Source organism: Methylosinus sp. sav-2 (assembly GCF_004366495.1).
Classification (GTDB): domain Bacteria; phylum Pseudomonadota; class Alphaproteobacteria; order Rhizobiales; family Beijerinckiaceae; genus Methylosinus.
This window is the reverse complement of sequence record NZ_SOEJ01000004.1, coordinates 166,808-190,120: the sequence shown is the minus strand read 5'-3', so window position 1 is coordinate 190,120 and position 23,313 is coordinate 166,808. Positions and strand designations below refer to the sequence as shown.

General features: G+C 65.9%; 22 protein-coding genes. 7 read left to right on the top strand and 15 right to left on the bottom strand.

What is annotated here, in order from left to right:
- Positions 1–32 precede the first annotated feature (32 nt).
- The 3 genes from EDE12_RS10710 to EDE12_RS10700 form a co-directional block, all read right to left on the bottom strand.
- Positions 33–1,334, bottom strand: coding sequence for a capsule biosynthesis protein (locus EDE12_RS10710; RefSeq protein WP_026599005.1), 1,302 nt, complete (start codon positions 1,332–1,334; stop codon positions 33–35).
- Between the two features lie 61 nt (positions 1,335–1,395).
- On the bottom strand, positions 1,396–2,430 hold the full coding sequence (locus tag EDE12_RS10705; RefSeq protein ID WP_024880525.1) for a hypothetical protein: 1,035 nt from the start codon (positions 2,428–2,430) through the stop codon (positions 1,396–1,398).
- A gap of 259 nt (positions 2,431–2,689) precedes the next feature.
- On the bottom strand, positions 2,690–2,947 hold the full coding sequence (locus EDE12_RS10700; RefSeq protein ID WP_024880524.1) for a hypothetical protein: 258 nt from the start codon (positions 2,945–2,947) through the stop codon (positions 2,690–2,692).
- Between the two features lie 315 nt (positions 2,948–3,262).
- Here EDE12_RS10700 and phaR point away from each other — a divergent pair, with 315 nt between their 5' ends.
- Entirely contained in the window at positions 3,263–3,877 is a 615-nt protein-coding gene (gene phaR / locus EDE12_RS10695) for a polyhydroxyalkanoate synthesis repressor PhaR (protein ID WP_026599004.1), read from the top strand.
- Positions 3,878–3,989: 112 nt separating this feature from the next.
- On the opposite strand, the gene EDE12_RS10690 is transcribed toward phaR, so the two are convergent.
- The 3 genes from EDE12_RS10690 to gloB form a co-directional block, all read right to left on the bottom strand.
- A complete protein-coding gene (locus tag EDE12_RS10690; RefSeq protein ID WP_026599003.1) occupies positions 3,990–5,783 on the bottom strand; it encodes a bifunctional diguanylate cyclase/phosphodiesterase in 1,794 nt (597 codons plus the stop codon).
- Between the two features lie 171 nt (positions 5,784–5,954).
- On the bottom strand, positions 5,955–6,407 hold the full coding sequence (locus EDE12_RS10685) for a cupin domain-containing protein (protein WP_026599002.1): 453 nt from the start codon (positions 6,405–6,407) through the stop codon (positions 5,955–5,957).
- Between the two features lie 2 nt (positions 6,408–6,409).
- Entirely contained in the window at positions 6,410–7,183 is a 774-nt protein-coding gene (gene gloB / locus EDE12_RS10680; protein WP_026599001.1) for a hydroxyacylglutathione hydrolase, read from the bottom strand.
- A 101-nt stretch (positions 7,184–7,284) separates the two neighbouring features.
- Here gloB and EDE12_RS10675 point away from each other — a divergent pair, with 101 nt between their 5' ends.
- Positions 7,285–8,040 (top strand): class I SAM-dependent methyltransferase, encoded by a 756-nt coding sequence (locus tag EDE12_RS10675; RefSeq protein ID WP_024880519.1) that lies wholly within the window; start codon positions 7,285–7,287, stop codon positions 8,038–8,040.
- Between the two features lie 7 nt (positions 8,041–8,047).
- Here EDE12_RS10675 and EDE12_RS10670 read toward each other — a convergent pair whose 3' ends face one another.
- From EDE12_RS10670 to EDE12_RS10660, 3 genes are all read right to left on the bottom strand, one after another.
- Positions 8,048–8,755 (bottom strand): dienelactone hydrolase family protein, encoded by a 708-nt coding sequence (locus EDE12_RS10670; protein WP_024880518.1) that lies wholly within the window; start codon positions 8,753–8,755, stop codon positions 8,048–8,050.
- A 43-nt stretch (positions 8,756–8,798) separates the two neighbouring features.
- Entirely contained in the window at positions 8,799–9,737 is a 939-nt protein-coding gene (locus tag EDE12_RS10665) for a hypothetical protein (RefSeq protein WP_051592663.1), read from the bottom strand.
- Positions 9,738–9,871: 134 nt separating this feature from the next.
- Positions 9,872–10,888, bottom strand: coding sequence for an outer membrane beta-barrel protein (locus tag EDE12_RS10660; protein ID WP_024880516.1), 1,017 nt, complete (start codon positions 10,886–10,888; stop codon positions 9,872–9,874).
- A gap of 299 nt (positions 10,889–11,187) precedes the next feature.
- On the opposite strand from EDE12_RS10660, the gene EDE12_RS10655 reads away from it, so the two are divergent.
- On the top strand, positions 11,188–12,465 hold the full coding sequence (locus EDE12_RS10655) for a cystathionine gamma-synthase family protein (protein WP_026598999.1): 1,278 nt from the start codon (positions 11,188–11,190) through the stop codon (positions 12,463–12,465).
- Here EDE12_RS10655 and EDE12_RS10650 read toward each other — a convergent pair.
- A complete protein-coding gene (locus tag EDE12_RS10650; RefSeq protein WP_024880514.1) occupies positions 12,450–12,680 on the bottom strand; it encodes a hypothetical protein in 231 nt (76 codons plus the stop codon). The two genes, EDE12_RS10655 and EDE12_RS10650, sit on opposite strands and share 16 nt — an antisense overlap.
- Before the next feature lie 204 nt (positions 12,681–12,884).
- Here EDE12_RS10650 and EDE12_RS10645 point away from each other — a divergent pair, with 204 nt between their 5' ends.
- From EDE12_RS10645 to EDE12_RS10635, 3 genes are read left to right on the top strand one after another with little or no spacing between them, the layout of a single operon-like run.
- Positions 12,885–13,232 (top strand): antibiotic biosynthesis monooxygenase, encoded by a 348-nt coding sequence (locus EDE12_RS10645; protein WP_024880513.1) that lies wholly within the window; start codon positions 12,885–12,887, stop codon positions 13,230–13,232.
- Positions 13,229–14,473, top strand: a complete 1,245-nt coding sequence (locus EDE12_RS10640) for a DUF2325 domain-containing protein (RefSeq protein WP_026598998.1) — start codon at positions 13,229–13,231, stop codon at positions 14,471–14,473. The genes EDE12_RS10645 and EDE12_RS10640 overlap by 4 nt, the downstream gene beginning before the upstream one ends.
- Positions 14,474–14,481: 8 nt before the next feature.
- The gene (locus tag EDE12_RS10635; RefSeq protein WP_134188078.1) at positions 14,482–15,171 is read left to right on the top strand and encodes a 4'-phosphopantetheinyl transferase superfamily protein; all 690 of its coding nucleotides are present in this window, start codon (positions 14,482–14,484) and stop codon (positions 15,169–15,171) included.
- Here EDE12_RS10635 and EDE12_RS10630 read toward each other — a convergent pair.
- Positions 15,154–17,184, bottom strand: a complete 2,031-nt coding sequence (locus EDE12_RS10630) for a thioredoxin domain-containing protein (RefSeq protein WP_026598996.1) — start codon at positions 17,182–17,184, stop codon at positions 15,154–15,156. The genes EDE12_RS10635 and EDE12_RS10630 overlap by 18 nt on opposite strands.
- Before the next feature lie 134 nt (positions 17,185–17,318).
- On the opposite strand from EDE12_RS10630, the gene EDE12_RS10625 reads away from it, so the two are divergent.
- Entirely contained in the window at positions 17,319–18,926 is a 1,608-nt protein-coding gene (locus EDE12_RS10625) for an FAD-dependent oxidoreductase (protein WP_026598995.1), read from the top strand.
- Here the strand turns inward: EDE12_RS10625 and EDE12_RS10620 are convergent.
- The 4 genes from EDE12_RS10620 to EDE12_RS10605 form a co-directional block, all read right to left on the bottom strand.
- Positions 18,902–19,198, bottom strand: coding sequence for a hypothetical protein (locus EDE12_RS10620; protein WP_026598994.1), 297 nt, complete (start codon positions 19,196–19,198; stop codon positions 18,902–18,904). The two genes, EDE12_RS10625 and EDE12_RS10620, sit on opposite strands and share 25 nt — an antisense overlap.
- A 132-nt stretch (positions 19,199–19,330) precedes the next feature.
- The gene (locus tag EDE12_RS10615; RefSeq protein WP_024880507.1) at positions 19,331–19,738 is read right to left on the bottom strand and encodes a PRC-barrel domain-containing protein; all 408 of its coding nucleotides are present in this window, start codon (positions 19,736–19,738) and stop codon (positions 19,331–19,333) included.
- A 69-nt stretch (positions 19,739–19,807) separates the two neighbouring features.
- Positions 19,808–22,111 carry an amylo-alpha-1,6-glucosidase gene (locus tag EDE12_RS10610; RefSeq protein WP_036291021.1) on the bottom strand — a complete coding sequence of 768 codons (2,304 nt, stop codon included), beginning with the start codon at positions 22,109–22,111 and terminating at the stop codon, positions 19,808–19,810.
- A complete protein-coding gene (locus tag EDE12_RS10605) occupies positions 22,065–23,252 on the bottom strand; it encodes a glycosyltransferase family 4 protein (protein WP_024880505.1) in 1,188 nt (395 codons plus the stop codon). The genes EDE12_RS10610 and EDE12_RS10605 overlap by 47 nt, the downstream gene beginning before the upstream one ends.
- Between the last annotated feature and the right edge of the window lie 61 nt (positions 23,253–23,313).

Below are 23,313 nucleotides of genomic sequence, written 5' to 3'. Positions count from 1 at the left end.
TAGCGCTTATCGCGTCGCCGGGCCTGCGCGGCTCACAGCCTGTGATCCTCGATCGTCGCCAGCAGCAGCACGACGATGCTCCACACGATGGCGAAGCCGAGGAAGATCAGCAAGGGGTAACTCAATCGGTGCGGATAGCGGGAAATCTCCGGCGCCGCCGGGGGAACGAAGACGGTCAAATAGATGCTCTGCCGATTGGCGCGCAATTGCGCGCGATCGAGATCGGCCTTGGAGAGCGCATAGAAGCGCTCGGCGAGCGCCTTGCGAACCTCGAGCTCCTCGAACTTCGCCAGAATTCCAGCCACGGTGGAGGTGGAGGAGCGCGCGCCGTCATTGGAGGTGAGCTTGCTCTTCAGCTCCTTGATCTGTTTCTCGGCGGAGGCGAGCTGCTCGCGCAGCACGCGCACTGTCGGCGCATCCGGCGACAATTCATGTCCGGCGACGAAAAGCTCGCTCTCGAGCTTGATCTTCTGGGCGACGAGCGGCGCCAGCAGCTTGCCGATCTCGGTTCCGGTCAGGGTCGGGTCGATGACGCCGAACTCGTCGCGGAACTTGTGCAGATCGGACAGCGTCGCCTGCACCGCCTCGAAGGCGCGGCGCACGTCTCTTTCCGCCATTGCTGTGGCGTCGCGGCGCGCGCGCTCGGAGATGCGATTGACCAGCGCCTCGCTCGCCGCGACGATGGCGTTGGCGAGCGCGTAGGCGTCCTCCTTGCGGAAGGCGCGGACATTGACGGTGACGAGGCTGGAATTGGCGTCGACCGTGGTCTCGACCATGGACTGCCAATAATCGGTCAGCTGCTCCATCGTGGCGTTGCGGCGCAGGCGCGCCCAGAAATCGGCCTCCGGCCGGCGGTAGAGGGCGCGCAGATCGAGCTTGGCCAGCACATCGCTGACGATCGCCCGGCTGCGGATGTAGCTCGTGACGATATAGGCGTTCTGCCCGGACGGCGTGAAGGTGAAGGCCGCCGATTCGCCCTTGGGCGTCGCGATGGCCTCCAGCTCGATCGCGCGCACTGCGAAACGCGTCTCGACCGCGAATTGGTCGGCGGCGAAAAAGGCGAAATAGACCGACGCCACGAAGGACGGAATGATCACGAAGGCGATGAAGCTCAGCCAGAGTGGCGGAATGCGCGTGCGGCTCTCGAGCGCGCGATTGGCCTCCGTCGCGATCCGCTCGACTTGGTCGACGATCTGACGCGCGGTCTCCGGCGCATTGGCGAGCGGCCGCAGCCATGCGGCCGGAACGAGCGCGCGCGCGGGCTTCGGCTCCAGCTTCGGATCCATGCGCGAGCGGAGGCGCTCGTCGTCGAGCGGCGGCCTGGTCTCGATCATCGGCGCCCGCCGGCGATCCGCGCCTGCGTCAGCGCGCGCTTTGCCGCGTCAGAAATCTTCGTCAAAAGGCCTCCTCGATCGCCGCTTTGGCGGTTTGGTAGATTTCGAGGTCCTGCTCCAGCAGCAGATCGACCTCCGGCAGCCGGCGCAGCTCCCGCGCCAGCTCGCCGACCGCCGCGAAATGCGGCAGCGTCGGCAGAACGCCGGGCTCTATGTCGAGCAGGGCCTCCACCTCCTCGAGAAAACGGTCCTGACTTTCCCGCAGCCCGACCACGGAAAAGCTGGCGAGAGCGGCGAGCGCCTTGGCGACGCCGTTCTTGGGCGGCGGTTCATCCAGCGCCTCGGAGGCGAGCTGCCGCGTCAGCGGATTGGCGAGCGCGCCGATGACGTCGCGCGGCATCGAGTCGAAAGCGCGCCGCAGGCCGGAGCCGTCCGGCTCGATCTGCTGCGCGAACTCGATCGCCCGCTGATAGGTGAGCATGTCGCGCGGCCCCAGCAGCTCCTCGCCGAAGCGCGAGACATGCTTGAGCGTCAGCAGCCGCTCGGCGAGCTCGAGATAGGGGTCGTGCATCAGGATGATGGAATTGAACTTGTCTTGCAGATAGTTGGAATAGCTCGAGAAGGTCAGGCGGCCGCTGACGTAGAGCGAGTTGACGTTCTCCAGCATGAAGACCTGCAGCGCGGTCTCGCGTCCATGCCGTTCCACGCCCTTGTGGAAGAACTGAAATCTGTGCTCGACCTTCTCGTCCAGCCGCCACAGCGGAAAGAGATGCGTCTCCAGCCGAAACACGCGACGATGCGTGACCTCCGAGCCATTGCGCCGGCGGTAGATCATGATGCCGGATTCGGCGTCGCGAATCTCGAGGCTCTGATTCGACACGAGGTCGGGAACGATCGAGCTGTCGACGGTGAAGCCGCACAGGCCGGTGGCGTGACGGCCGGCGGCTACCAGCGACGGCCGCGCCTCGCGGCAGGGCAGCTCCGCGATCTGAATGCCGCTCTGAGTGATGCGAAGCGTCGGCGAGGCGGTATAATCGTCCGGAACGACATAGCCGACGATCTGGTCGCCACGGTCGGCTTCTATGTTGAACAACATGAGCCCAATTCCGTTTCCGGCCTGTCTCGTTCCCGCCGGCGTCCTTTAGCGCCCGTCTCGGGCGGGGCGCCGATCGGCGAATCGGCCGCCGCGCGCGCCGCCTCGGCGCGCTGTTTCGCATATGGTCGAGCGCGTCTCAAGCGCTCGGGCTCCCGGCGGCGCTGCGCCTCTCATAGCCTATTGCTGCGCTGCGGGAAACCGCATGCCGCATTGCGGCGAAAAATCGCAAAATCACCCTTTTTCCGTCAGATTTCCGCCGTCACCACCAGCCTCGACCCCAATAGCCGCCGCGCGGCCCATAGCCATAGGGATAGTCGTAGCGGGCGGCGCGTCGATCGGCGGAGCGGTCGAGGTCCACCTGCATCAGGCATTTGGAGAATGGGTCGGTCCCGGGCCGGAAACCATAATTTCGGCAGCGGATGTCATCGGCGGCGCGCTGCTCGGCCAGGCTCGTGGTGTTGCAGGCCCCGACGAGGAGCGCCGCGGCCGCCGCGAGCAGCAGCTTGGTGATCGGCATGTCGTCCTCCTATGGGCGTTCGGCGAATGGTCTTTCGCAATATAGCCGAGGCCGCGGCTCTTATCGAGAGGCTCCCGCGCCCCGAATTCGACCTTTGCGGGAGGAAAAAACCTTTTCGCGACGAATTTATTGCGGGATGCGTGCGGTTGCGGCTATCGTTCGGAAAGAAGCCGCGGTCGCTCTGCGCGTCGCTGGACGAGAAGCGAGGAAATTTTGCTACGCACGCCGAAATATGAGAAGGGAGCCGGCGCTCAGCCCGCCGGAGCCGAGAAGATCGTGGCGGCGCGCCAGGACGACGGAGGCGGCGGGCGGAACATGGCCACCGAAAAAAAGCCGACGACGATCAAGAAATACGCCAATCGGCGTCTCTATGACACGGGCACGAGCACTTATGTCACGCTCGAGGATCTCGCGGCCATGGTCAAGCGCGGCGAGGATTTCGTCGTCTGTGACGCCAAGACGGGGGAGGACATCACCCGCCCCGTGCTGACGCAGATCATCTTCGAGCAGGAGGGCAAGGACGGCCAGAGCCTGCTGCCGATCGCCTTCTTGCGCCAGCTCATCCGCTTCTATGGCGATTCGATGCAGATGCTGGTGCCGAGCTATCTCGAGTTCAGCATCGATCGGCTGACGCGCGATCAGCAGAAATTCCGCGATCAGGTCTCGCAGGCGCTCGAAGGCGCGCCTTTCGGCGCGCCGACTCGTCAGGCGTTTCAGTCGCTCGAGGAGCAGGCGCGCAAGAATATGGCGGTGTTCCGCCATGCGCTGACCATGTTCAACCCCTTCGGCCTGCCGGCCGAGCCGCCCGCCGCCTCCACCGAGACGACAGCGGCCGCCGCCGAGCCGCCGCGCTCCGATCTCGACGAGATGAAGCGCCAGCTCGACGAGCTGAACAAGCGCATCGATCAATTGTCGACGAAGAGCGGCTGAGCTCGGGTTTTCGGCGCGATCGGCTCGCCCTCGACGGGCGAGCCGCGAAGGCTCGGCGCCGCTCGGGGCGACTTTGCCCTCGGGGCGAGCCCCACGAAAGACCCGGCGCCGCTCAGGCGCGCCGGGAGAGGTTCTGCGACTCGCCCGGCGCCGCGACCACCACCGCCGAGCCGAACAGCGAGCCCTGGAAGTAATCGACGCCCCAGCCTTGCAGCAGCTGCGCCGTCTCCTCGTCCTCCACCCATTCCGCGACGATCTTCAGGCCGAGATGCCGCGCGAGATCGGTGAGGGTGCGCACGAAGAAGCGATCATCCTGCGATTTGATGATGTTCTGGATGAAGACGCCGTCGATCTTGACGAAATCGAAGTCAAGCAGGCGCAGATTGCGGAAGGATGTGTGCCCGGCGCCGAAATCATCCATGGCGAATTTGATGCCGAGGCCCTTGCAGTCGGTGATCAGCTGCCGCGTTTTGTCGAAATCGTCGATCAGCGTCGTCTCGGTGATCTCTATTGTGAGGCGATCCGCGACGCCCGGATAGACGCGCGTGGCGTTGGCGAGCCATTCCGGCCATTCGGGATCATGCAGCGTGGCGACCGAGGCGTTGACCGAGATGCGCAGCGACGGATCGGCGCGCAGCTGCGTGAGCGCCAGCTCCAGAACGCGCTGATCGAGAAGGCGCACCAGGCCGGATTTCTCGGCGATGGGCAGAATGTCGCCGGGCACGACGATGGAGCCGTCGGCGAGCCGCACGCGCAGCAGCGCCTCGTAAAAGGCCGTATCGCCGGTCTGCGCTTGCACGATGGGCTGAAAGGCCAGCTCGACGCGACGCTCATTGAGCGCGGAAACGACGCTGTCGGAAATCTGCAGCGCATGCAGCCGCCCATTGTCGCGCGCCAGCGAGGTGGCGTAGCAGACGAGCCGATGCGCATTGCGCTGGCGCGCGGCGTCGAGCGCCTCCTCGGCGTGCTGGAACAGCACGGCCGGCGATCTTCCGTCGCGCGGCGCGACGACGGCGCCGATGCGCGCCGATACGGAAACCCCGCCGACCTCGGTCGCGAAAGGCGTTTGGGCGATCACCTCGATGAGCCGCTGGCCCGTCGATTTGGCCTGCTCGACGTCGCAATTCTCGAGCAGCACGGCGAATTTATTGCCGGCGTAGCGCGCCACGAGATCATTGACGCGAACATTGGTCCGCAGCCGCGAGGCGAGGCCGACGATGATCTCGTCGCCGGCGTCATAGCCGTAGGTGCGATTGAGCGCGAAGAGATTCTCCAGCGCGACGAGCAGAATGGCGAAAGGCTTGCGCGTCTTCTCGGGCTGTCCGAGCAGGCGCAGCGAATGTTCCGCCAAAAGAGCGCGGCTCATCGCGCCGGTGAGCGCGTCGAATTGCGCGCTGCGCGTCATGCGGCGCTCCATCTCGTGGCGCTCGGTGATGACGCGCACGACTCCATGGGCGCGGCTCGGGCGGCCGTCGCGGCCGGCGAACCATTTGCCGCAATCCTCGATCCAGACCAGCGGGCCGCCGCCGGTCTCGCGTGGCGGCACGAGCGCGTAGATGGCGTTGAAAAACACGCCATTGCCGTCATCGCTGCCGGTGGCGGTGACGATGGCGTCGAAGCGCGAGGTCGCGCTCTGCGCGCCGAGCCGCTCGCCATAGGCGCGCCCGCTCGAGAGATCGACATCGGCGAAGCTGGTCAGCACCTCGGCGAGATTGTCGCCCCAGTCGAGCCGATCGGTCGCAATGTCCCACGTATAGGCGAGCATGCCGATCGAGGCGAGAATGTCGAGCGCATCCGGTCCCGCGGGCTGGCGCGGCTCCGCGGTCGGAGCGGGCGCGGTGGGGGAGGAGGCCGGCTCCTGCAATCCCGTGGAAACCGCCTTATCGGCGAGATGGCGCAATTGCATCGGTTGGGCCTGATCGAACGAATACGGATGCAGCGAGTATTGGGGGCCAAAAGTAAACGGGTCGTTTAGCGGGTCGGCGCGGCCCCGCGGGCTCGCGGCGCGCCGCATCGGCCGGCGCGCGAGGATCGCCCGTTTTCGCTCATTCGCGATCCAAAATCGGCGTGATTCGGCCTATTCCGCGCTTTCGTCGCGCAGCGGAGAAAAATCCGCCGAGGCCAGCTCGAAGCGGGAGAACTCGAAGCCCGGCGCGACCGTGCAGCCGACCAGCGTCCAGGCGCCGAGGCTGCGCGCGCTCTGCCATTGATCGGCCGGCACGACGATCTGCGGCTGCTCGCCCTGCGTCACCTGCGCGCCGAGTATATGCCGCGCGCTCGTTTCGCCCGTCGCGGAAATGTCGAGGGCGAGCGGCGCGCCGGCGTAATAATGCCAAATCTCGGCGGCGTCGACGCGATGCCAGGCGGAGACCTCGCCCGCGCCGAGCAGATAATAGATGGCCGTCGAGGCGGCGCGGCCGTCCGCCACCGCGCGGGAATCACGAAAGGTCTCGCGATAGAAGCCGCCTTCCGGATGCGGCGCGAGGGAGAGCAGCCGCGCGATATCGGCGGCCGAAAGGCTCGTATCCATCGTCATCGAAACACATTCTTTCTTTCGCGGATCTGCGTGAAGACATGGACCGGATCGGCCGTCTCCATGCCGAGCGTGCGCCGCAGCTGCGGGTCCTCGGCGCGCAGGAAGGGATTTGTCGCGAGCTCGAGAGCGATGGTCGTCGGCAAAGTGGGCTCGCCCGCGGCGCGTAACGCATCGACTTCGCGCGCGCGCTCGGCGAGCAGAGGATTGTCCGGATCGACGGTGCGCGCGAATCGCGCATTGGCCTGCGTATATTCATGGCCGCAATAGACGCGCGTCTCCGGCGGCAATTCGGCGATCTTCTCCAGCGAGGCGTACATGACGTCCATCGGCGTCTCGAAGACGCGGCCGCAGCCCAGCGAGAACAGCACGTCGCCGACGAAGAGAATCTCCTCCGCCTCGAAATGATAGAGAATATGGCCGGTCGTGTGTCCCGGCGCCTCTATCACCCGAGCCGTCGCGGAGCCGACCATCACCGAATCGCCCTCGCCGACCTCGAGGTCGAGGCCGGGGATACGCGCGCGATCCTTGCGCGGGCCGACGGTGCGCGCCTTTGGAAACAGCGCCTTCAGCCCCGCCACGCCCTGGATGTGGTCGGCGTGGTGATGGGTGACGAGAATATCGGTGAGCGTCCAGCCGCGCCGCGACAATTCCGCCGCTATGGCGCGCGCGTCGGGCGCGTCGATGGAGGCGACGGCGCCGGTCGCCTCGTCCCGCAGCAGCAGGCCGAAATTATCGGTGAGGCAAATGAACTGAACAACCTCGACGCTCATTGCGCTGCTCCTGTCGAAACGTCTAGGGTCAGTGAGGCGATCGCGGCCGCGACCGTTTCACGCGCTTGCGTCGCGCCGTAGATAAATGCGAAATAGCAGATATGTCGCTCGACGTCGTCGACTTGCGGAATTTTTACGCTTCGCCGCTCGGCCAGGTGGCGCTGCGCCTCGTCGGGCGCTTGGCGCGGACCCGCTGGGAGGATCACTCCGGGCTGCGTGTGCTCGGAATCGGCTACGCCACGCCCTATCTCGTCGATTTTCAGGAGCGGGCGCAGCGCGTGCTCGCCTTCATGCCGGCGGCCCAGGGCGTCGTCCATTGGCCCAATGGCGGCCGCTCGGCCTCGGCGCTGGTCGAGACGACGATGATGCCGCTGCCCGACGCCAGCATCGACCGCGTTATCGTCGTCCATGCGCTCGAGGTCGGCGAATCGCCGCGCGACATATTGGAGGAGATTTGGCGCATTCTCGCGCCCGGCGGTCGGGTGATCGTCGTCGTCCCCAGCCGCTCGGGCCTGTGGGCGCGGGTGGACACGACGCCTTTCGGCCATGGCCATCCCTATTCGCGCGGCCAGCTGCAGAGCTTGCTGCAGGAGACGCTGCTGCTTCCCGTCTTCTGGGGAGAGGCGCTCTATGTGCCGCCCTTCGCCCGCGCGTCGCTGCTGCGCTCGGCTCCCGCCTTCGAGCGAATCGCCGGGCGCTTCTCGCTGCCGGGCGGCGGGGTCCATATCGTCGAGGCGACCAAGCAGCTCTATCGGCCGGCCGGCCTGCGTCGCGCCGTGCGCCGCGCCCTGCCGCCGCTGGACGAGGTGCTGGCCCCGGTGGGCGCCGGCGCCGGGCGCGACGCCCCGGCGCTCTGAGGAAGGCTCAGCGGGGGGGCGCGCCGCCGCCGCGGCGGCCGAACTCGACCGACAGGCCGAAGCTCCTGGCCAGAAACAGGCCGCCATGCAGCAGGCCGGCATTGTCTATGCCATGGTCGAGCCCGGCGGAAAGATGCCATTGCGTCGGCACATCGGCCTTGGCCAGCGCATTGGCCGAGAGCAGCAGCGCATCGGCCGGGATCATCGAATCCTCCTCGCCATGGACGAGCAGGACCGACGGCGGCTTGGTTCCGAATTGCGGGGGGATATCCGGCGGCTCGCTGCCTGCCACCAGAACGCCGGAATAGCCGAGAATCGCTGCCGGCGCGCGGCGCAGCCGCAGGCCCACATGCAGCGCCAGCATCGTCCCCTGGCTGAAGCCGACCAGAGCGAGCTTGCTCTCGTCCAGCTCGTTCTTGGCCAGCTCCTCAGCGAGGAAGCTCTCCAGCAGCGGCCGCGTCGCCACCACGCCGCGCCAGCGCTCGCCGGGGTCGCGCATGGTCAGCGGAAACCATTGCCGCCCATTGGGCGACAGCGCGCAGCGCTCCGGCGCATGGGGGGAGACGAAGGCGGCGTCCGGCAGGAAGGACCGCCATTGCCGGCCGATCTCGATGAGATCATTGCCGTCCGCGCCATAGCCATGGAGGAAGACGACGAGCTGCTTGGCCTTGCCGGCCTTGGGCTGAATTCGGGGGCCGTCGATCTGGGACGCCATCTCTTGATCTCGCAATTCTCGAGGACGCGGGCCAAAGGGGCCGCTATCCGCCGTTCAACACGGCCGCGACGCCGGCGACCAGCATCGCCAGGCCGAGCCATTCCCGCGCTCCGGTCCTCTGCGCGAACATGCGGCGCGTGACCATTTGCGCGAACAAGACTTCGATCAGCGCCAGCGTGCGCACGCGCGGCGCGGTTTCGAGAGCGAAGGCCAGGAACCAGAACAGCGTCGCAAAGGCGCCGAGCAGTCCCGCCGACAGAGATTCCCGCCATTGAGCGACGATGGCGAAAAGGCCCCCGCGGTCGAAGACGCCCAGATAGAGCAAGATCAGAGCCGTTTGCAAGACGAGGCCGAGAACCAGCTCGGTCGCGGCCGCGACCATGATGGAGGGGCCGCCGAGCGCCAGCACGCCCTCGCGATACAGAACGGTGGAGCCGCCGAACAGCGCCGCCGAGGCGAGGCCGTAGAAAATCGGCCGCCAAGTGGCGCCTCGCAGCGCCGCCGCGGGATCGGGCAGCGACAGAGCGAGCACGCCCAATGTCGCGCAGAATGCGCCGAGCGCGAGCGCCGGCGTCGCAGCCTCGCCGAGGAACAATAGTCCGAAGACGACGAGCTGCGCCGCTTCCGTCTTCAGCAACGCCGTCACGATGACGAAGGAGCGCTCCTTCATCGAGACGAGCATCAACGCCGTCGCCGCGATCTGCAGCGCGGCCGCCGCTGCGATGACGAGCAGAGTGTGCGCTCGAGGCGCCGGCGGCGGAACATTGGCGATGGCGCAGGCGCCGGCGAGAATGAGAAAGGCGAAGGGACAGCCGAAAAGAAAGCGCACGAAGGTCGCGCTTGCGGCGCCGAGCTTATCGGTGAGATCGCGCTGCAGAGCGTTGCGCAGCGTCTGTCCGCCCGCGGCGATGAGAGTGAATGCGACCCAGGCCCAGGTGGGAGCGAAGATCACGGGCGCGAACATCACGGCAGCGGAGATCATTTGCGGCGGAGCTTTCGTTGCATCGCCGTCTTCTAGCGCGAACCGCTCCGAAATATCCACGCCGAACTCTGCGCGACAAACGAAAAGCCCGGCCGTGACGGCCGGGCTATCGCGACTTCAAAGCGAAGGTCGGATCAATATCTCGCGACGACCGCCACCGGCGGCGCCGACACGAAGTGATAGTTGATGCCGACGCGCGCGATGTGTCCGTCGAATTTCACGCGCGTGATGCCTTGGTTGATCGAGGTGAGCGCCGGCGAGGTGAAGCCGAGCACCGTCAGCTGCGGGCCGACCGCGGCGAGCGGGCCATTGAGATAACGGACCTCGCCGAGATCATAGTAGAGATATTCCGCCTTGAAGCTCAGGTTCGGAGCGAACAGCCATTCGATGCCGCCGCCGACCGTCCAGCCGATGCGCGACTCGTTGTAGCGTCCGATGCCGCCGATCGAGGCATAGGGCACGCTGAGGGCGGCCACCTGCGCGCCGAGGACGCTCGCAGAGAGGGTGTTGTTGAGCAAAAGCGACTGGTTCGTCGTCGCCTGCACGCCGCCGTAGGCGAGACCGCCGGTGGCGTAGATCAGGAAAGACGGTCCCCAAATGTAGCCCAAACGGCCGCGAACCGTGCCGAGCCAATCAGTGCGCGTCGTCACCGTCGTCGTGCCGGCGGCGGAGCGATCGAAAGAGAGGCCGAAGGGGCCGGCCGCGACATTGAACGCGTTCCAGCTGGTGCCGCCGGTGAAGCTGTTCTCGCTGCGGATGCCGGTTCCCTGCAAATCGGCTTCGAGACCGACCAGGAAGCTGTTGCCGAATTGATAATTATAGCCGACCTGACCGCCGCCGATGAAGCCGTTGCGTTGAGCGTTCACATTGCCGCTCGCGGCCAGGGCGGCCGCGCCGGCGCCCGGATCGATCACGAAAGGAAGCAGGCCATTGTTGCCGAAAGTGTCGTAAAGATTGGCCGTGCCGACTTCGACGTTGTTCGTCGAGCCCCAGGAATAGCCGGCATTCAAACCGACATAGAATCCGGTCCACAGGGGCGGCGGCGGCAGCGGGGGCGGCAGCGGAGCCTTGAGGGCCGGCAGGTCCGCGGCCAGCGCCGCTCCAGCGGAAAGAGCCAGTGCAATCGCGGTGGCTGAGAATAACTTCTTCATCGAGGAATCCTTTTCAACAAAGTTTTGTCACCGCATGGGCCGCGCGCTGTCGCTGTCCGCTCGCCGTGGGTAATGCGGCTATTGAAATGCTAAGTCGCGCGCCGAGATTCGGTCAACGACGGTGAGCCGCAACGACGTGACATTTCATCGATTTTCTGTGACTGTGACGCACATGCGACCTTAGCGATAAAAGCTACGTATTCATTTATGTGGAGAATGTCGAAGAGACGCGCGCGAGCGTGAATTCATATAGCGAATCGAAAGCAATTTGCGCGTGCGTCGATGACAGGAGAGAGATCATGAGCAGCGAACGCTATCACAAGATCCGCATCGGCGATCATCGTCTCCACGCAGAGACGCTGATGCTCGGCTATGGCTATGATCCGGCTCTCTCCGAAGGATCGGTGAAGCCTCCGGTGTTTCTCACATCGACATTCGCTTTCCGCACGGCGGAGGATGGACGCGATTATTTCGACCATATCGCCGGCCGCGGCGCGCATGCGCGCAATGAGGCGCCGGGGCTCGTCTACTCGCGCTTCAATCATCCCAATCTCGAGATCCTCGAGGATCGCCTCGCCGTGCATGAGAATGCGGAGGCGGGCCTCGTCTTCTCATCCGGCATGTCCGCGATCGTCACGACGATCCTCGCCTATGCGAAGCCGGGCGAGGTGATTTTGCACAGCCGCCCGCTCTATGGCGGAACCGAGGTGCTGATCGGCCGCACGCTCGCGCCATTCGATATCAAAAGCGTCGGCTTCGCCGACGGGCTCGACGAGACTGTCGTGCGCAACGCCGCCGAGCGCGCGATGGCGATGGGCAATGTCGCCATGATCTTCGTCGAGACGCCGTCCAATCCGATGAACAGCCTCGTCGACATCGACATGGTGGCGCGCATCGCGCAGGACATCGGCGCGCGCCAAGGGCGCCGTCCGATTCTGTGCTGCGACAACACATTGCTCGGTCCCGTGTTTCAATCGCCGCTCGAGCATGGCGCCGATCTCTCGCTCTATTCGCTGACCAAATATGTCGGCGGCCACAGCGATCTCATCGGCGGCGCCGTCATCGGCGCGCATGCGGCGCTGGCGCCGATCCGCACGATGCGCAACGCCATAGGCACGCAGCTCGATCCGCATTCCTGCTGGATGCTGGCGCGCTCGCTGGAGACATTGTCGCTGCGCATGCGCCGCGCGGCCAGCAATGCGGCGATCGTCGCCGAATATCTCTCCGCGCATCCGAAGGTCGCGCGCGCGCATTATCCGCCGCTGCTGCCGCCGGACCATCCCGCGCGCGCGCTGATGCAGCGTCAATCGAGCTCTGCGGGCTCCACTTTCTCCTTCGATGTCGAAGGCGGCGAAAGGGAAGCTTTCGCCTTTTTGAACCGGCTGCAGATTTTCAAATTGGCGGTGAGCCTCGGCGGCACGGAGTCGCTCGTGTGTCATCCAGCGACCACCGTGCATTCTGGATTGGCGGAGGAGGCGCGACGCGAGATCGGCATCACGCCGGCGCTGGTGCGCATGTCGATCGGCATAGAGCATCCAGACGATCTCGTCGCCGATATCGCTCAGGCGTTCTCCTGAGCGATCGCGTCGCCGCGCATGACGCGCGCTGCGAAATCGTCGCAGCGTCGCCGCAGGCACTCGTCGGGACATTCGGTCGCGTAATGCTCGCCGAGGGCGGCGAGACAAAATCGCGCGAGCGCGCTCTCGTCGCTTCGCGCGCCTGCGGGCGCGGCGCGCGCCGCCGCATCGAGCAGAGCGTCGATCTTGTTCCGCTCGCCTTCTATATCGCACATGGCCTTCTCCTTTCGCGTTCGCCGCGCCGATGATGGCGGCGTTTCTGGCGATATCGTGGAGCTGCGGCTGGAAAGCTTGCAGAGTAGGATTTTGGAAATCTTGCAGCCTCCTCGGCCGAGGCGGGGCTTGATCGCAGCGCGGCGGCGGGCGACGATGGCCTCCAATTCCGGCCGCCATGCGCGGCCGACGAAAAGGAGCTCGGCATGTTCATCGCAATGAATCGGTTCAAGGTGGTCAAGGGCGAGGAAAAGGCGTTCGAGCAGATTTGGGCGTCGCGCCGCACGCGCCTCGAGGAGATGGAGGGCTTCCTCTCCTTCCATCTGCTGCGCGGGCCGGAGCGCGAGGATCACACGCTCTACGCCTCGCATACGATGTGGGAGACCAAGGCGAGCTTCCTCGCCTGGACGACGTCGCAGCAATTCCGTGATTCGCATAAGGACGCGGGCAAGAACAAGCCGCTCTATGTCGGCCATCCAGAATTCGAGGGTTTCGACGCCGTGCTGGCGCAGACCAATGCGCGTGACGATTTGGCGGTGGAGACGGCGCCATGAGCGAGCGGCGGCCTCTCGTTTCATTGAGCGTGCTGAAATCCGCCATGGCGAGCGAGGGCTTCGAGCTCGCGCCCGCCGCGCGGCGGGAGGCGGGCGCACGCCGCCGCATATGGGAGATCATCGGCGCGTCGCATTGCTCGATCGTCGGCACTTGTCTGACGATCGCGGAATTGCGCAAGATCGCGCGGCGCACCGGCTTCCTCGGCGAGGAAGCGCGCTACAATGATTACCAGGTGCATGGCCTCTTCGTCGAGAAGATGCATGATGAGAACATCGTCTCGCGCGCCGTGCAGAAGCATCTCGACACGCGCTATGAAGGCGCGATCCGTAAGGCCAAGGCGCTCGACGGCGAGGAGGCGCTGCTCGCCTATTGGGAGAGCGCGGTCGACAATGGCTTCGTGCCCGGCGCCTATTGGGCGCTGATCGGCCATCCGCGGCTCACGCCCGGTGTGGAGACGCGCATTTTCGGCGATATTCACATGATGTCGCATCTGAGCGGCGCCGCGCATCGCGGCGACGCCCGCGAGGTGGCCGAAGCGCGACGCGAGAAGGCCGAGATCGCGCGGCGTCTCGCCAGCGTCATCGCCGAGCGCAATGACGAGCTGACCGTGTTGCGCGACGAGATCGCCCGGCTCGGCGCGCAGCTTCGTGAGGCGCGCACGCTCGCCGCCGAATGCGAGAGCCTGCGCCGCGAGGTCGACGCTCTGCGCGCGGCGGAGCGCAGCGACGAGACATTGCGCGAGCTCGCGGCGCTCCGTCTCTCGCATGCCGAATTGCGCGAGGATCATGCGCGCCTCGAGCGCCGCCTCGAGCGGACGAAGGCGAAGGAGACGCGCGCCGCCCCGGCGCCGATCGTTTCCGAGATCGCCATGGCGGCGGCGCCCATCGCCGACGAGCCGCGCGAGAGCGAAACGGATCTGTGCGGCCGCTGCCTGCTCTATGTCGGCGGCCGGCCGCGCACAGTGTGCCGGCTGCAGCGTCTCGTCGAGCAGCGCAATGGGTCGCTCATCCATCATGACGGCGGCGTGGAGGACAATCGCGCCATGCTGAGCGAGCTGGTGCGGCGCGCCGACGCCGTGTTCTTTCCCGTCGATTGCGTCAGCCATCGCGCTGTCGGCGCAGTGAAGAGCTTGTGCGAAAGCCACGGCATTCCCTATTGTCCGCTGCGCAGCGCGAGCGCTTCGGCTTTCGAGAGAGCGATCGAGACGCTCGCCGCGCCGGTCGCGGAGGCGCAGCGATAGGGGGACGCGTGACGCATCCATTGGCGCATGCAGTGGCGCATTCTTGGGCTCCCGCGGTGAGCGAAGGGCGGATCGAGATCACGCGTCTCGATTTCGATCTCGCCGCGCCCTGGTCCGAGGCCGATTGGGACACGCTGAGCGTGGAGGAGCGCGAGAGAGCGTTGCGCTTCTTGCGGCATGAGGATCGGCTGCGCATGATCTCGACGCGCGCGGCTCTGCGGCGTCTCATCGGCGAGAGGCTCGGCGTCGAACCGGCGGCGCTGCGCTTCGACGCCGGGGCTTACGGCAAGCTCGGGCTCGCCGGAGCGGGCGTCTTCTTCAATGTCTCGCATTCCAGCGCTTGCGCGCTCATCGCCGTCTCGCGTCATTGGGAGGTCGGCGTCGACATAGAGCGCGCGGATCGAAAGGTGGATGTCGCCGGTCTCTCCTCCATCGCCTTGACGCGAGAAGAGCGCGAAGGGATCGACGCCGCCGGCTTTTTCGAGCGTTGGGTGGCCAAGGAGGCGGCGCTGAAGGCGCTCGGCCTCGGCATAACGGAGAAGCTGCAGGCCTTCTCTGTGTGGCCGGGGCAGGGCGATCTCTATGATCTGCGCCATGCCGAGGCGGATTGGGGCGATCTTCGCGTCGCGCGTCTCGAGGCGCCGCCGGGCTATGCGGCGGCGCTCGCTTGGAAGACGCCTTCAGCGCGGGGCGCGTAGCGCTTTTTCCAGCTCCGCAGCGTCGACAATGGGCAGCGAGCAGGTCGCGCCGCGGCAGACATAGGCCGCGGCTTCGCCATCGATCTGCGTCTTGCCGGCGGCCGGATGCGTTTGGGGCAGCTCGGCGCTCGGCGCGACGGTGGCGAGCGTACGGCCGGGCAGGCTCACGCCATGAACGATACGCAGCAGCGCGGCTGTATCGCTGGCCTCGTGCGCGCCGATGATGACGATCTGCAATCCGTCGCGCAAAGTCTCGGCGCCGTTCAGCAGAGTGGAATAGCCGAGCATGCCGCGCCGCACGGCGCTGGCGAAAGCCGCGAGCGTGGATTCGGCGCGGGCGCGATAGCGATCGTCGCCGGTGAGATGATAGAGCTGCGCCAGAACATGCGTCATCGTCCCATTGCCAGACGGCAAGGGGGCGTCCTCGGCGATTTTCGAGCGGCGGATCAGCGCTTCCGCGTCGTCGGCGGTGAAGAAATAGCCGCCGGCGCTGGCGTCGCGATAATGCGTCTCGACGATCTCGATCCAATCGCGTCCGCGCTCGAGGAAGGGCGCTTCGCCGGTCGCCTCATGGAGCGCCAGAGCGGCGCGCGTGAGATCGGCGTAATCGTCCAGCACGGCCATATGTTTCGCGCGGCCGGCGCCATAGGAGTGCAGCAGCCTTCCGTCGGCGGTCGTCATTTTCGCGGCGATGAAATCGAAGGCCGCGGTCGCCGCAGCGAGCCAGTCGTTCCGCTCGAAGACCTGCGCGGCGCTGGCTATTGCGGCGATCATCAGCCCGTTCCAATCGGCGAGCGCCTTGTCGTCGCGGCCCGGCCGCACGCGCGCCGCGCGCGCCTCCAATAGCTTCGCGCGATCCAGAGCGAGCGCGGCTTCTTCTTCCGCCGACAGCAGTTCCATCGAATGCAGGCGATTGGGAATGGATTTGCCTTCCCAATTGCCGCCGTCCTCTATGTCGTAGACGGCGCGGAACGCCGCGGCGCGCTCGCCGAGAATGGCGTCTGCTTCGGCCGCGGTCCAGACATAGAATTTGCCTTCTTCATGCTCGCTGTCGGCGTCGAGGCTGCTCGCGAAGACGCCTTCTGCGAGGCGCATTTCGCGCAGCGCCCAGTCGATGGTTTCCTCTATGCGCGCGGCGTAGAGCGGCTTCTTCTCTTCTTGCCAGACGAGCGTCAGCAGATCGACGAGCTGGGCGTTGTCATAGAGCATTTTCTCGAAATGCGGGACGAGCCAGCGCTCATCGGTCGAATAGCGCGCGAAGCCGCCCGCGAGATGATCATAAATGCCGCCCTGGCAAATATGATCGAGCGTCGTCAGCACGGCGTCGCGGTAAGAGGCGCGGCCCGTGCGCTTCCACGCGCGCCAGAGAAATTCGAGGCTCGCCGCCTGCGGGAATTTCGGCGCGCCGCCGACGCCGCCATTGGCGCGATCGATATAGCCGTCGAGCTTTTCGGCGATCGTCTCGACGAGATCGGGCGAGATCGGATCCGCCGGCGCGGTCTCGGCGAGACGATTCAGCCCGTCGCCGATCGCCGTCACATTGCGCGTCACCACCTCCGGCTTCTCGCGCCAGAGCTCGGAGATCGCCTTCAGAATATCGGCGAAGCCGGGCATTCCATAGCGCGGCTCCGGCGGAAAATAAGTGCCGCCCCAAAAGGGCTCGCCGTCCGGCGTCAGGAACATTGTGAGCGGCCAGCCGCCGCGCCGTCCGGTGAGCTGCAGCGCCTGCTGATAGAGATGGTCTATGTCCGGCCGCTCCTCGCGATCGACCTTCACATTGACGAAACTCTCGTTCATCAGCACGGCGATCGCCTCGCTCTCGAAGCTCTCGGCCGCCATCACATGGCACCAATGGCAGGCGGCGTAGCCGCTGGAGAGCAGGATGGGCTTGCCGCGCTCCTTGGCGAGCGCCAGCGTCTCCGCCGACCACGCGCGCCAATGGACGGGATTGTCCTTGTGCTGGAGGAGATAGGGGCTCGTCTCCTCGCCGAGGCGGTTGCGGTCGTCGGTCACTGCGGTCTCTCCATCGGAGGCTTGCCGCTATTGCACGCGAGGCGCCAGCCCGGAAAGGGCGCAAAAGCGACAAAATCCCGGCACGCCCTTTGCGTCGCTTTCAGCAAAAGGCCAGACGGCTCAGGAGCTGAACGATGCTGGACGTTGTGATTGTCGGGGGCGGGGCCTGCGGCTTGGCGCTGGCGCGCGGCCTCGCCGGGGCAGGGGTGAGCTTTGCGCTCTATGAGGCGCGTCCGCGGCTCGGCGGCCGCGTGTTGTCGGTCGAGGACAAAGCCTCGGGAATGCGCGTCGATATGGGTCCGACTTGGTTCTGGCCGGACACGCAGCCGACCATCACCGCTCTGGTGAAGGAGCTCGGCCTCACGGATTTTCCGCAATATGATCCGGGCACGGCGCTGCTGCTCGCCTTCGGCGACAAAAAGCCCGAGACGCGCATGACGCCCAATCTCCATTCCGGCGCGCGTCGGCTGGAGGGCGGCATGGCCTCGCTGATCGAGGCGCTGACTGCGGCGGTTCCGGCGGAGGCGATCCATCTCTCTTCTGTGCTCCGGGCCATCGCCGATCGCGGCGATCATGTGGAGCTGACCTTCGAGTCGGACGGCAAGACCGAGACCGTGACCGCCAAGCGGGCCGTGCTGGCGCTGCCGCCGCGCCTGCTGGCCGAGCATCTCGCCTTCCAGCCGGAGCTCGATGCGCTGAGCCGCAACGCCATGCGCAGCGCGCCGACCTGGATGGCGGCGCAGGCCAAGGCCCTGGTCGGCTTCTCCGGCGCGCCGGCCTGGCGCGCGGACGAGCATTCCGGCAATGCTTTCGCCACGCATGAGCAGGCCGTTCTCGGCGAGATTTTCGACGCCTGCGACGCCAGCGGCGAGCGCGCGGCGATCGGCGGCTTCTTCGCGCTCTCCGCAGAGCTGCGGGACGCGTTCAGCGGCGGCATGTCCATGCTGATCGAAAGTCAATTCGTCCAATTGTTCGGCAGGTCGGTCGAGGATGGCGAGCAGCATGTGCAGGATTGGGCGCACGAGCCCTTCACCTGCGCGACGATCGATCTGACGCCCCCGTCCGAGCACCCCGACTATGGCGATCCGCTGCTGCGGCAGGCCTTCTGGGAGGGCAAGCTCTATCTCGGCGGCGCCGAGACCGCGCGTGAGGGCGGCGGCTATCTCGAAGGCGCGCTGGTCGCGGCCGAGCGCATAAGGCTGCGCCTTCTCGATCAGAAGGAGACGTCGACGATGATATCCGGCGAAGGCGCCTCGGGCGAGGCGCTCAACGAAGCCAGCATGGCGCGTTTCCGCGAATGGGTGAACGCCAAGCGCGCGCCCACTTTCGCCAGCTATCGCCAGCGGCTGAATTTCGGCCTCTCCAACGGCCAGAAAGAGCAGATCACCCAGCGCGCCATGCTCGGCGCGATGGAGGCGGTGCTGAAGGAGGCGCTCGCCGTGCTCGAGGGCCTGCCCTTCGATCATTCCGTCGTCTCCGTCGACAAGGGTCGCTCCGATCTGACGCCGCTGGCGCAAAAGGCCTTCGACGGCTTCATTCAGGAGCTGCTCGACGGCGTCATCGACTATAACCGAACCTCTTGCGCGCTCTCCAATTTTCCGGAGGAGCACAAGCCGTCCAAGGATTATCTCCAGGTCACGCTGCTCGACATTGCGGCGGCGTGGAAGGAGTTTTCGCTGGACGCCAATCAGGTCCTGCTCGACAAGCGCGTCGCCGATCAGCAGGCGACGCGCAGCCTCTGATAGCCGAGAAAGGCGCCCCAATTGTCGTAGACGCCCGCATTCACGAGACAGCCATTGCGGGCGTAGACGTAAGGATAGGGCGCCGGATAGCGGTAATAGTAGGAATAGGGCGTGGCGGTGAGGACGCCCGGCGTCAGCGCCGGAACCGCTCCCGGCACAGGCCCGGTGAGATCGGGAACGAAAAAACCATCGGCCTGCGCGAAAGCGGAGGCCGATGGCGCGATGAGAAGCGCGGCGATGAGGCCGCGCGCCGTGAAGCGTCGAAGAGTCACGTGAAAATCTCCGTTCGAAAACACGAGTCGAGAAAAAGCGCAGAGCGAATCGACGATCTGAAATTTCTAACGCATAGCGGCGAAGCCTGTCGATCCTCGAGCTAGCCGCAGGGCGGCGCTCGGCGATGCGCCTCAGCCGCGCGGACGCGGCTGCTGCTCGTTCTGCCATTGCGGCGATTGCTGCTCGTCCCAATAGGGACGCGCGTGATAATGCTCGTGAACGCGCTTCTCCCAGTCGCGATCGGTCCAGCTGTCGTCGCTGAATTCCGGCGCATCCTGCAGCTGCTGCTCGATGATGTCGGCGATATAGCCCTCGCGCTCATTGTCATAAGAGAGTGAGTTCCACGGCAGCGGATAATGGCTGTGGCCGAGGCCGAGAAAGCCGCCGAAGCTCATCACGGCGTAGCGCACGCGGCCCGAGACTTTGTCGATCATCAGATGATCGATTTCTCCAAGCTGATTGCCGAGCCGATCGAAGACGGTCGTGCCTTCGACATCCTCGCTGGAGACGAGATTGAAGTCCGGATTGGCGCTCGCCATCGGCAGTTCCTCCTGTGGGCGCGATCGTCCCGAAGCAACGCGGCGGCTCTGGAAAGGTTCCGCGCCACGTCATCCCTTGGTGGTGAGCGGATGCTCGCGCACATCGGGATCGAAGACGAGCGACACTTGGACGTCGCCGATCGTGCGCAGCACATGCAGCGAAATGGCCGAGCGCGCATCCTGCTTCAGCGCCAGATCGACGCGCGCCTCGCCGAGCGAGAGATTGCGTATGACGATCTCACCCGCCGAGAGCGGCACGGACGGATTCACCAGGCGTATTTGTCGCGCCTTATGGTCGAATTCGAGGCCGAGCATCGTCTGGATGAAGAGGAAAGGCGCGCTCGCGGCCCAGGCCTGCGGCGAGCAGGCGGCGGGATAGAGCGTCGGGCCGCGCCCGTGGCGTCGGCGAAAGCCGCAATAGAGCTCTGGAATGCGGCGCGCTTCCATGTAGCTCGCGGCGCGCGTCAGCGATTCGAATATCGCCGCGACGCCCTCCTTGAAGCCATAGCGGCCGAGCCCATGCGCGATCAGAGCATTGTCGTGCGGCCATATGGAGCCATTGTGATAGGACATGGGATTGTAGCGGCTCTCGCCGCGCGCCACAGTGCGCAAGCCCCAGCCGGAAAAGAACCTGGAGTCGAGCAGCCCATCGGCGACGCGCTGCGCGCGGTCGGGCTGCGCAATGCCTGCATAGAGCGCATGTCCCGCATTGCTGGTGCGCACCTTGCACTGCTTTTTCTCGCCGTCCAGCGCCAGCGCATAGCTGCCGATCTCCTCGCACCAGAAGGCCTCCTCGAAACGCACGCGCAGCGCTTCGGCGGCGCGCGCCAGCTCCTCGGCGCGCGCATGCAGGCCGAGCTCGCGCGCGCAATGGGCTGCGAGGCGCCGCGCGGCGTAGACATAGGCCTGCGCCTCGACCAGCGCGATCGGCCCATCCGCGAGACGTCCATCGGCGTGGAAGACGGAATCATGCGAATCCTTCCAGCCCTGATTGCGCAATCCCTGCTCGGTATGGCGCGCATATTCGACGAAGCCGTCGCCGTCCGGATCGCCTGGTCCGTCGATCCAGGCGAGCGCGCGCTCGATCGCCGGCCACAGCTCGCGCACCAGCGCGTAATCCCCCGTGCGACGCGCATAATAGCCGGCGAGAATGACGAAGAGCGGCGTCGAATCCACTGAGCCGTAATAGAGGCCGAAGGGCACCTCGCCGAGCGCCGCCATCTCGCCATCGCGCATCTCGTGCAGAATCTTGCCGGGCTCGCTGTCCGCGCGCGCGTCGAAATCCTCCGCCTGATGCGCGGCGAGACGCTTCAGCACGCCGATGGCGATGCTGGGATCGAACCACAGCATCTGCAATGCGGTGATGATGCCGTCGCGTCCGAACGTGGTCGAATACCAGGGAATGCCGGCGTAAGGATAGCTGCCGTCCGCCGTCTTGGTGAGCAGCATGCGCACATCCGCCGTCGAGCGCCAGAGAATCTGATTCAAAGTCGGATCGGCGGTCTCGACATGCGCGCTCTGGCCGGCGGCGGCTTTCAATTCGCGATGCAGGCCGGTCAATCCGTTGAAGAAGGATTGCGTCGATTTCGGCAGACGTCCGCGGCTCGCCGCGGTGAGGAAGATGGTTTGCGCCTGGCGCGGCGCGAGCCGCAGCGAATAGGTTGCGACGCTGTCGACGAGCAGCGAAGGATCGGGCTCGAAGGAGAGCGCCGTCTCACGCAGCACGCCGTCGAGCCCGCGATAATAGAGCGCGACCGCGCCGGCCGCCAGAAGCTGCGCCCAGGCGCGTCCGCGTTGCGCGCGCCTGACGCCGCGCACCTCGAAAATATCGGCGAAATCATTGCCGAAGCCGATCGACAGATTGAGCCGAACCTCCTCGGCGCTCTGATTGGAGACCTCGAGCCGTTCGCGCAGCGAGCCGTCCTTGAGGTAGAGCGTGCGCGAGACATAGACCGAGTCTTTCAGCAGCGCGATCTTCTCGTCGCGGAAGATGTCGGGATTGGTGAGATCGACATAAAAGCTCAGATTGTCGTCGCGTATGGCGGAGTCGAGCAGCAAGGGCTGCGCGCCTTCGATCAACAGCTCGAGATGCGAGAGATAGCGCGTGTCGTGATCGAAGAGCCCGTCCGGCCCGCCCGCCGTCGCGCCAATGTCGCCATGGCTGTCGAATACGGCGAATGTGTCGTCGTGCTTGAGCGTGCGGCGCGGCCGCGAGGGCGGGCCGGTCGCCGGAATATAGAATTGCAGCTCATGCGCCTGCGGCGCATCGGCGCCGGCGTCCGGCGGCGCGCCGGAATCTTGCGCGTGGCGCGCTGGCGCGCTCTCGCTAGCGCGGGGGATATGAGTCGTCCGGTTCGATTTGTTCCTCGACATTCCTGCTGAAATAGGTCGGCGGCAGCACAATGGGATGCGCGCGCAGCTCGGCCGGCGCCGGCGCGCGCAGCAGGCGGCGGTAGATGGCCACATATTCCGCCGCCATTCGCGCGGCGGAAAAGCGCATTTCGAAGCGTCGCCGGATCTGCGCGCGGTCGAGCGCGAGCACGCGTCCGAGGCGCGCGATCGCCTCCTCGACATTGTCCACCAGCGCGCCGGTGACGCCCTCCTCGATGATCTCCGGCGCGGAGCCGCGACGAAAGGCCAGCACTGGCGTGCCGCAGGCCATGGCCTCGATCATGACGAGGCCGAAAGGCTCGGGCCATTCGATCGGAAACAGCAGCGCGCGCGCCTCGCCGAGAAAGCGGCTCTTGCGACGGTCGTCGATCTCGCCGACGAACTCGATTCCCGGAAGCGACAGCAGCGGCTCGATGCGCTCGTGGAAATAGGCCTTGTCCGGCAGATCGACCTTGGCCGCGATCTCGAGCGGCAGGCCGACGGCGCGCGCGATGGCGATTGCGTGATCGAGACCTTTCTCCGGCGAGGCGCGGCCGAGAAAGGCGAGATAATCGCCCGCAGGACGCAGCGTCGGCGTGAGCAGATCGAGCGGCAGGCCGTTCATCACAGTCCCGACGAAATTGGCGTGCGGAACCGCTTCGCGTTGCGAGTCCGATATGGATACGAGCGGCATTTCCGGAAAGCCGGCGTAGAGGCGCTCGAGATCGGGAAGGTCCTGGCGTCCGTGCAGCGTCGTCAGCGTATGCGCCGCAATGTCGCGAAACAGCGGAAAATGCAGCTGATCGATATGAAAATGCAAAATGTCGAATCGCGAGGCCATGCGGCGCACGCGATCGAGCATCAGCAGATAGCTCGGCGTCGGATCGCTCGCGCGCATCTGGCGCAGCGGCAGGTCGCTGCAGGGGATGTGTCGCGCGGAAGTGACGGAGCCGCCGCTCGAAAAGAGCGTGACCTCATGGCCCTGCGCGACGAGCTCCTCGGTGAGAAAGGAGACGATGCGCTCCGTTCCGCCATAGAGACGCGGCGGCACGCTTTCGATCAATGGCGCGATCTGGGCGATTTTGAGAGGCGGCGGCCGCGTCCATTCGATCGGCGCGCGCCACTGCTGGTGCAATGTGTTCATTTGGAGATTCAACGCTTCGCGCGCGTCTTGGTTCCTCGCGCGTGCTCTCGCGCGTCGCGGG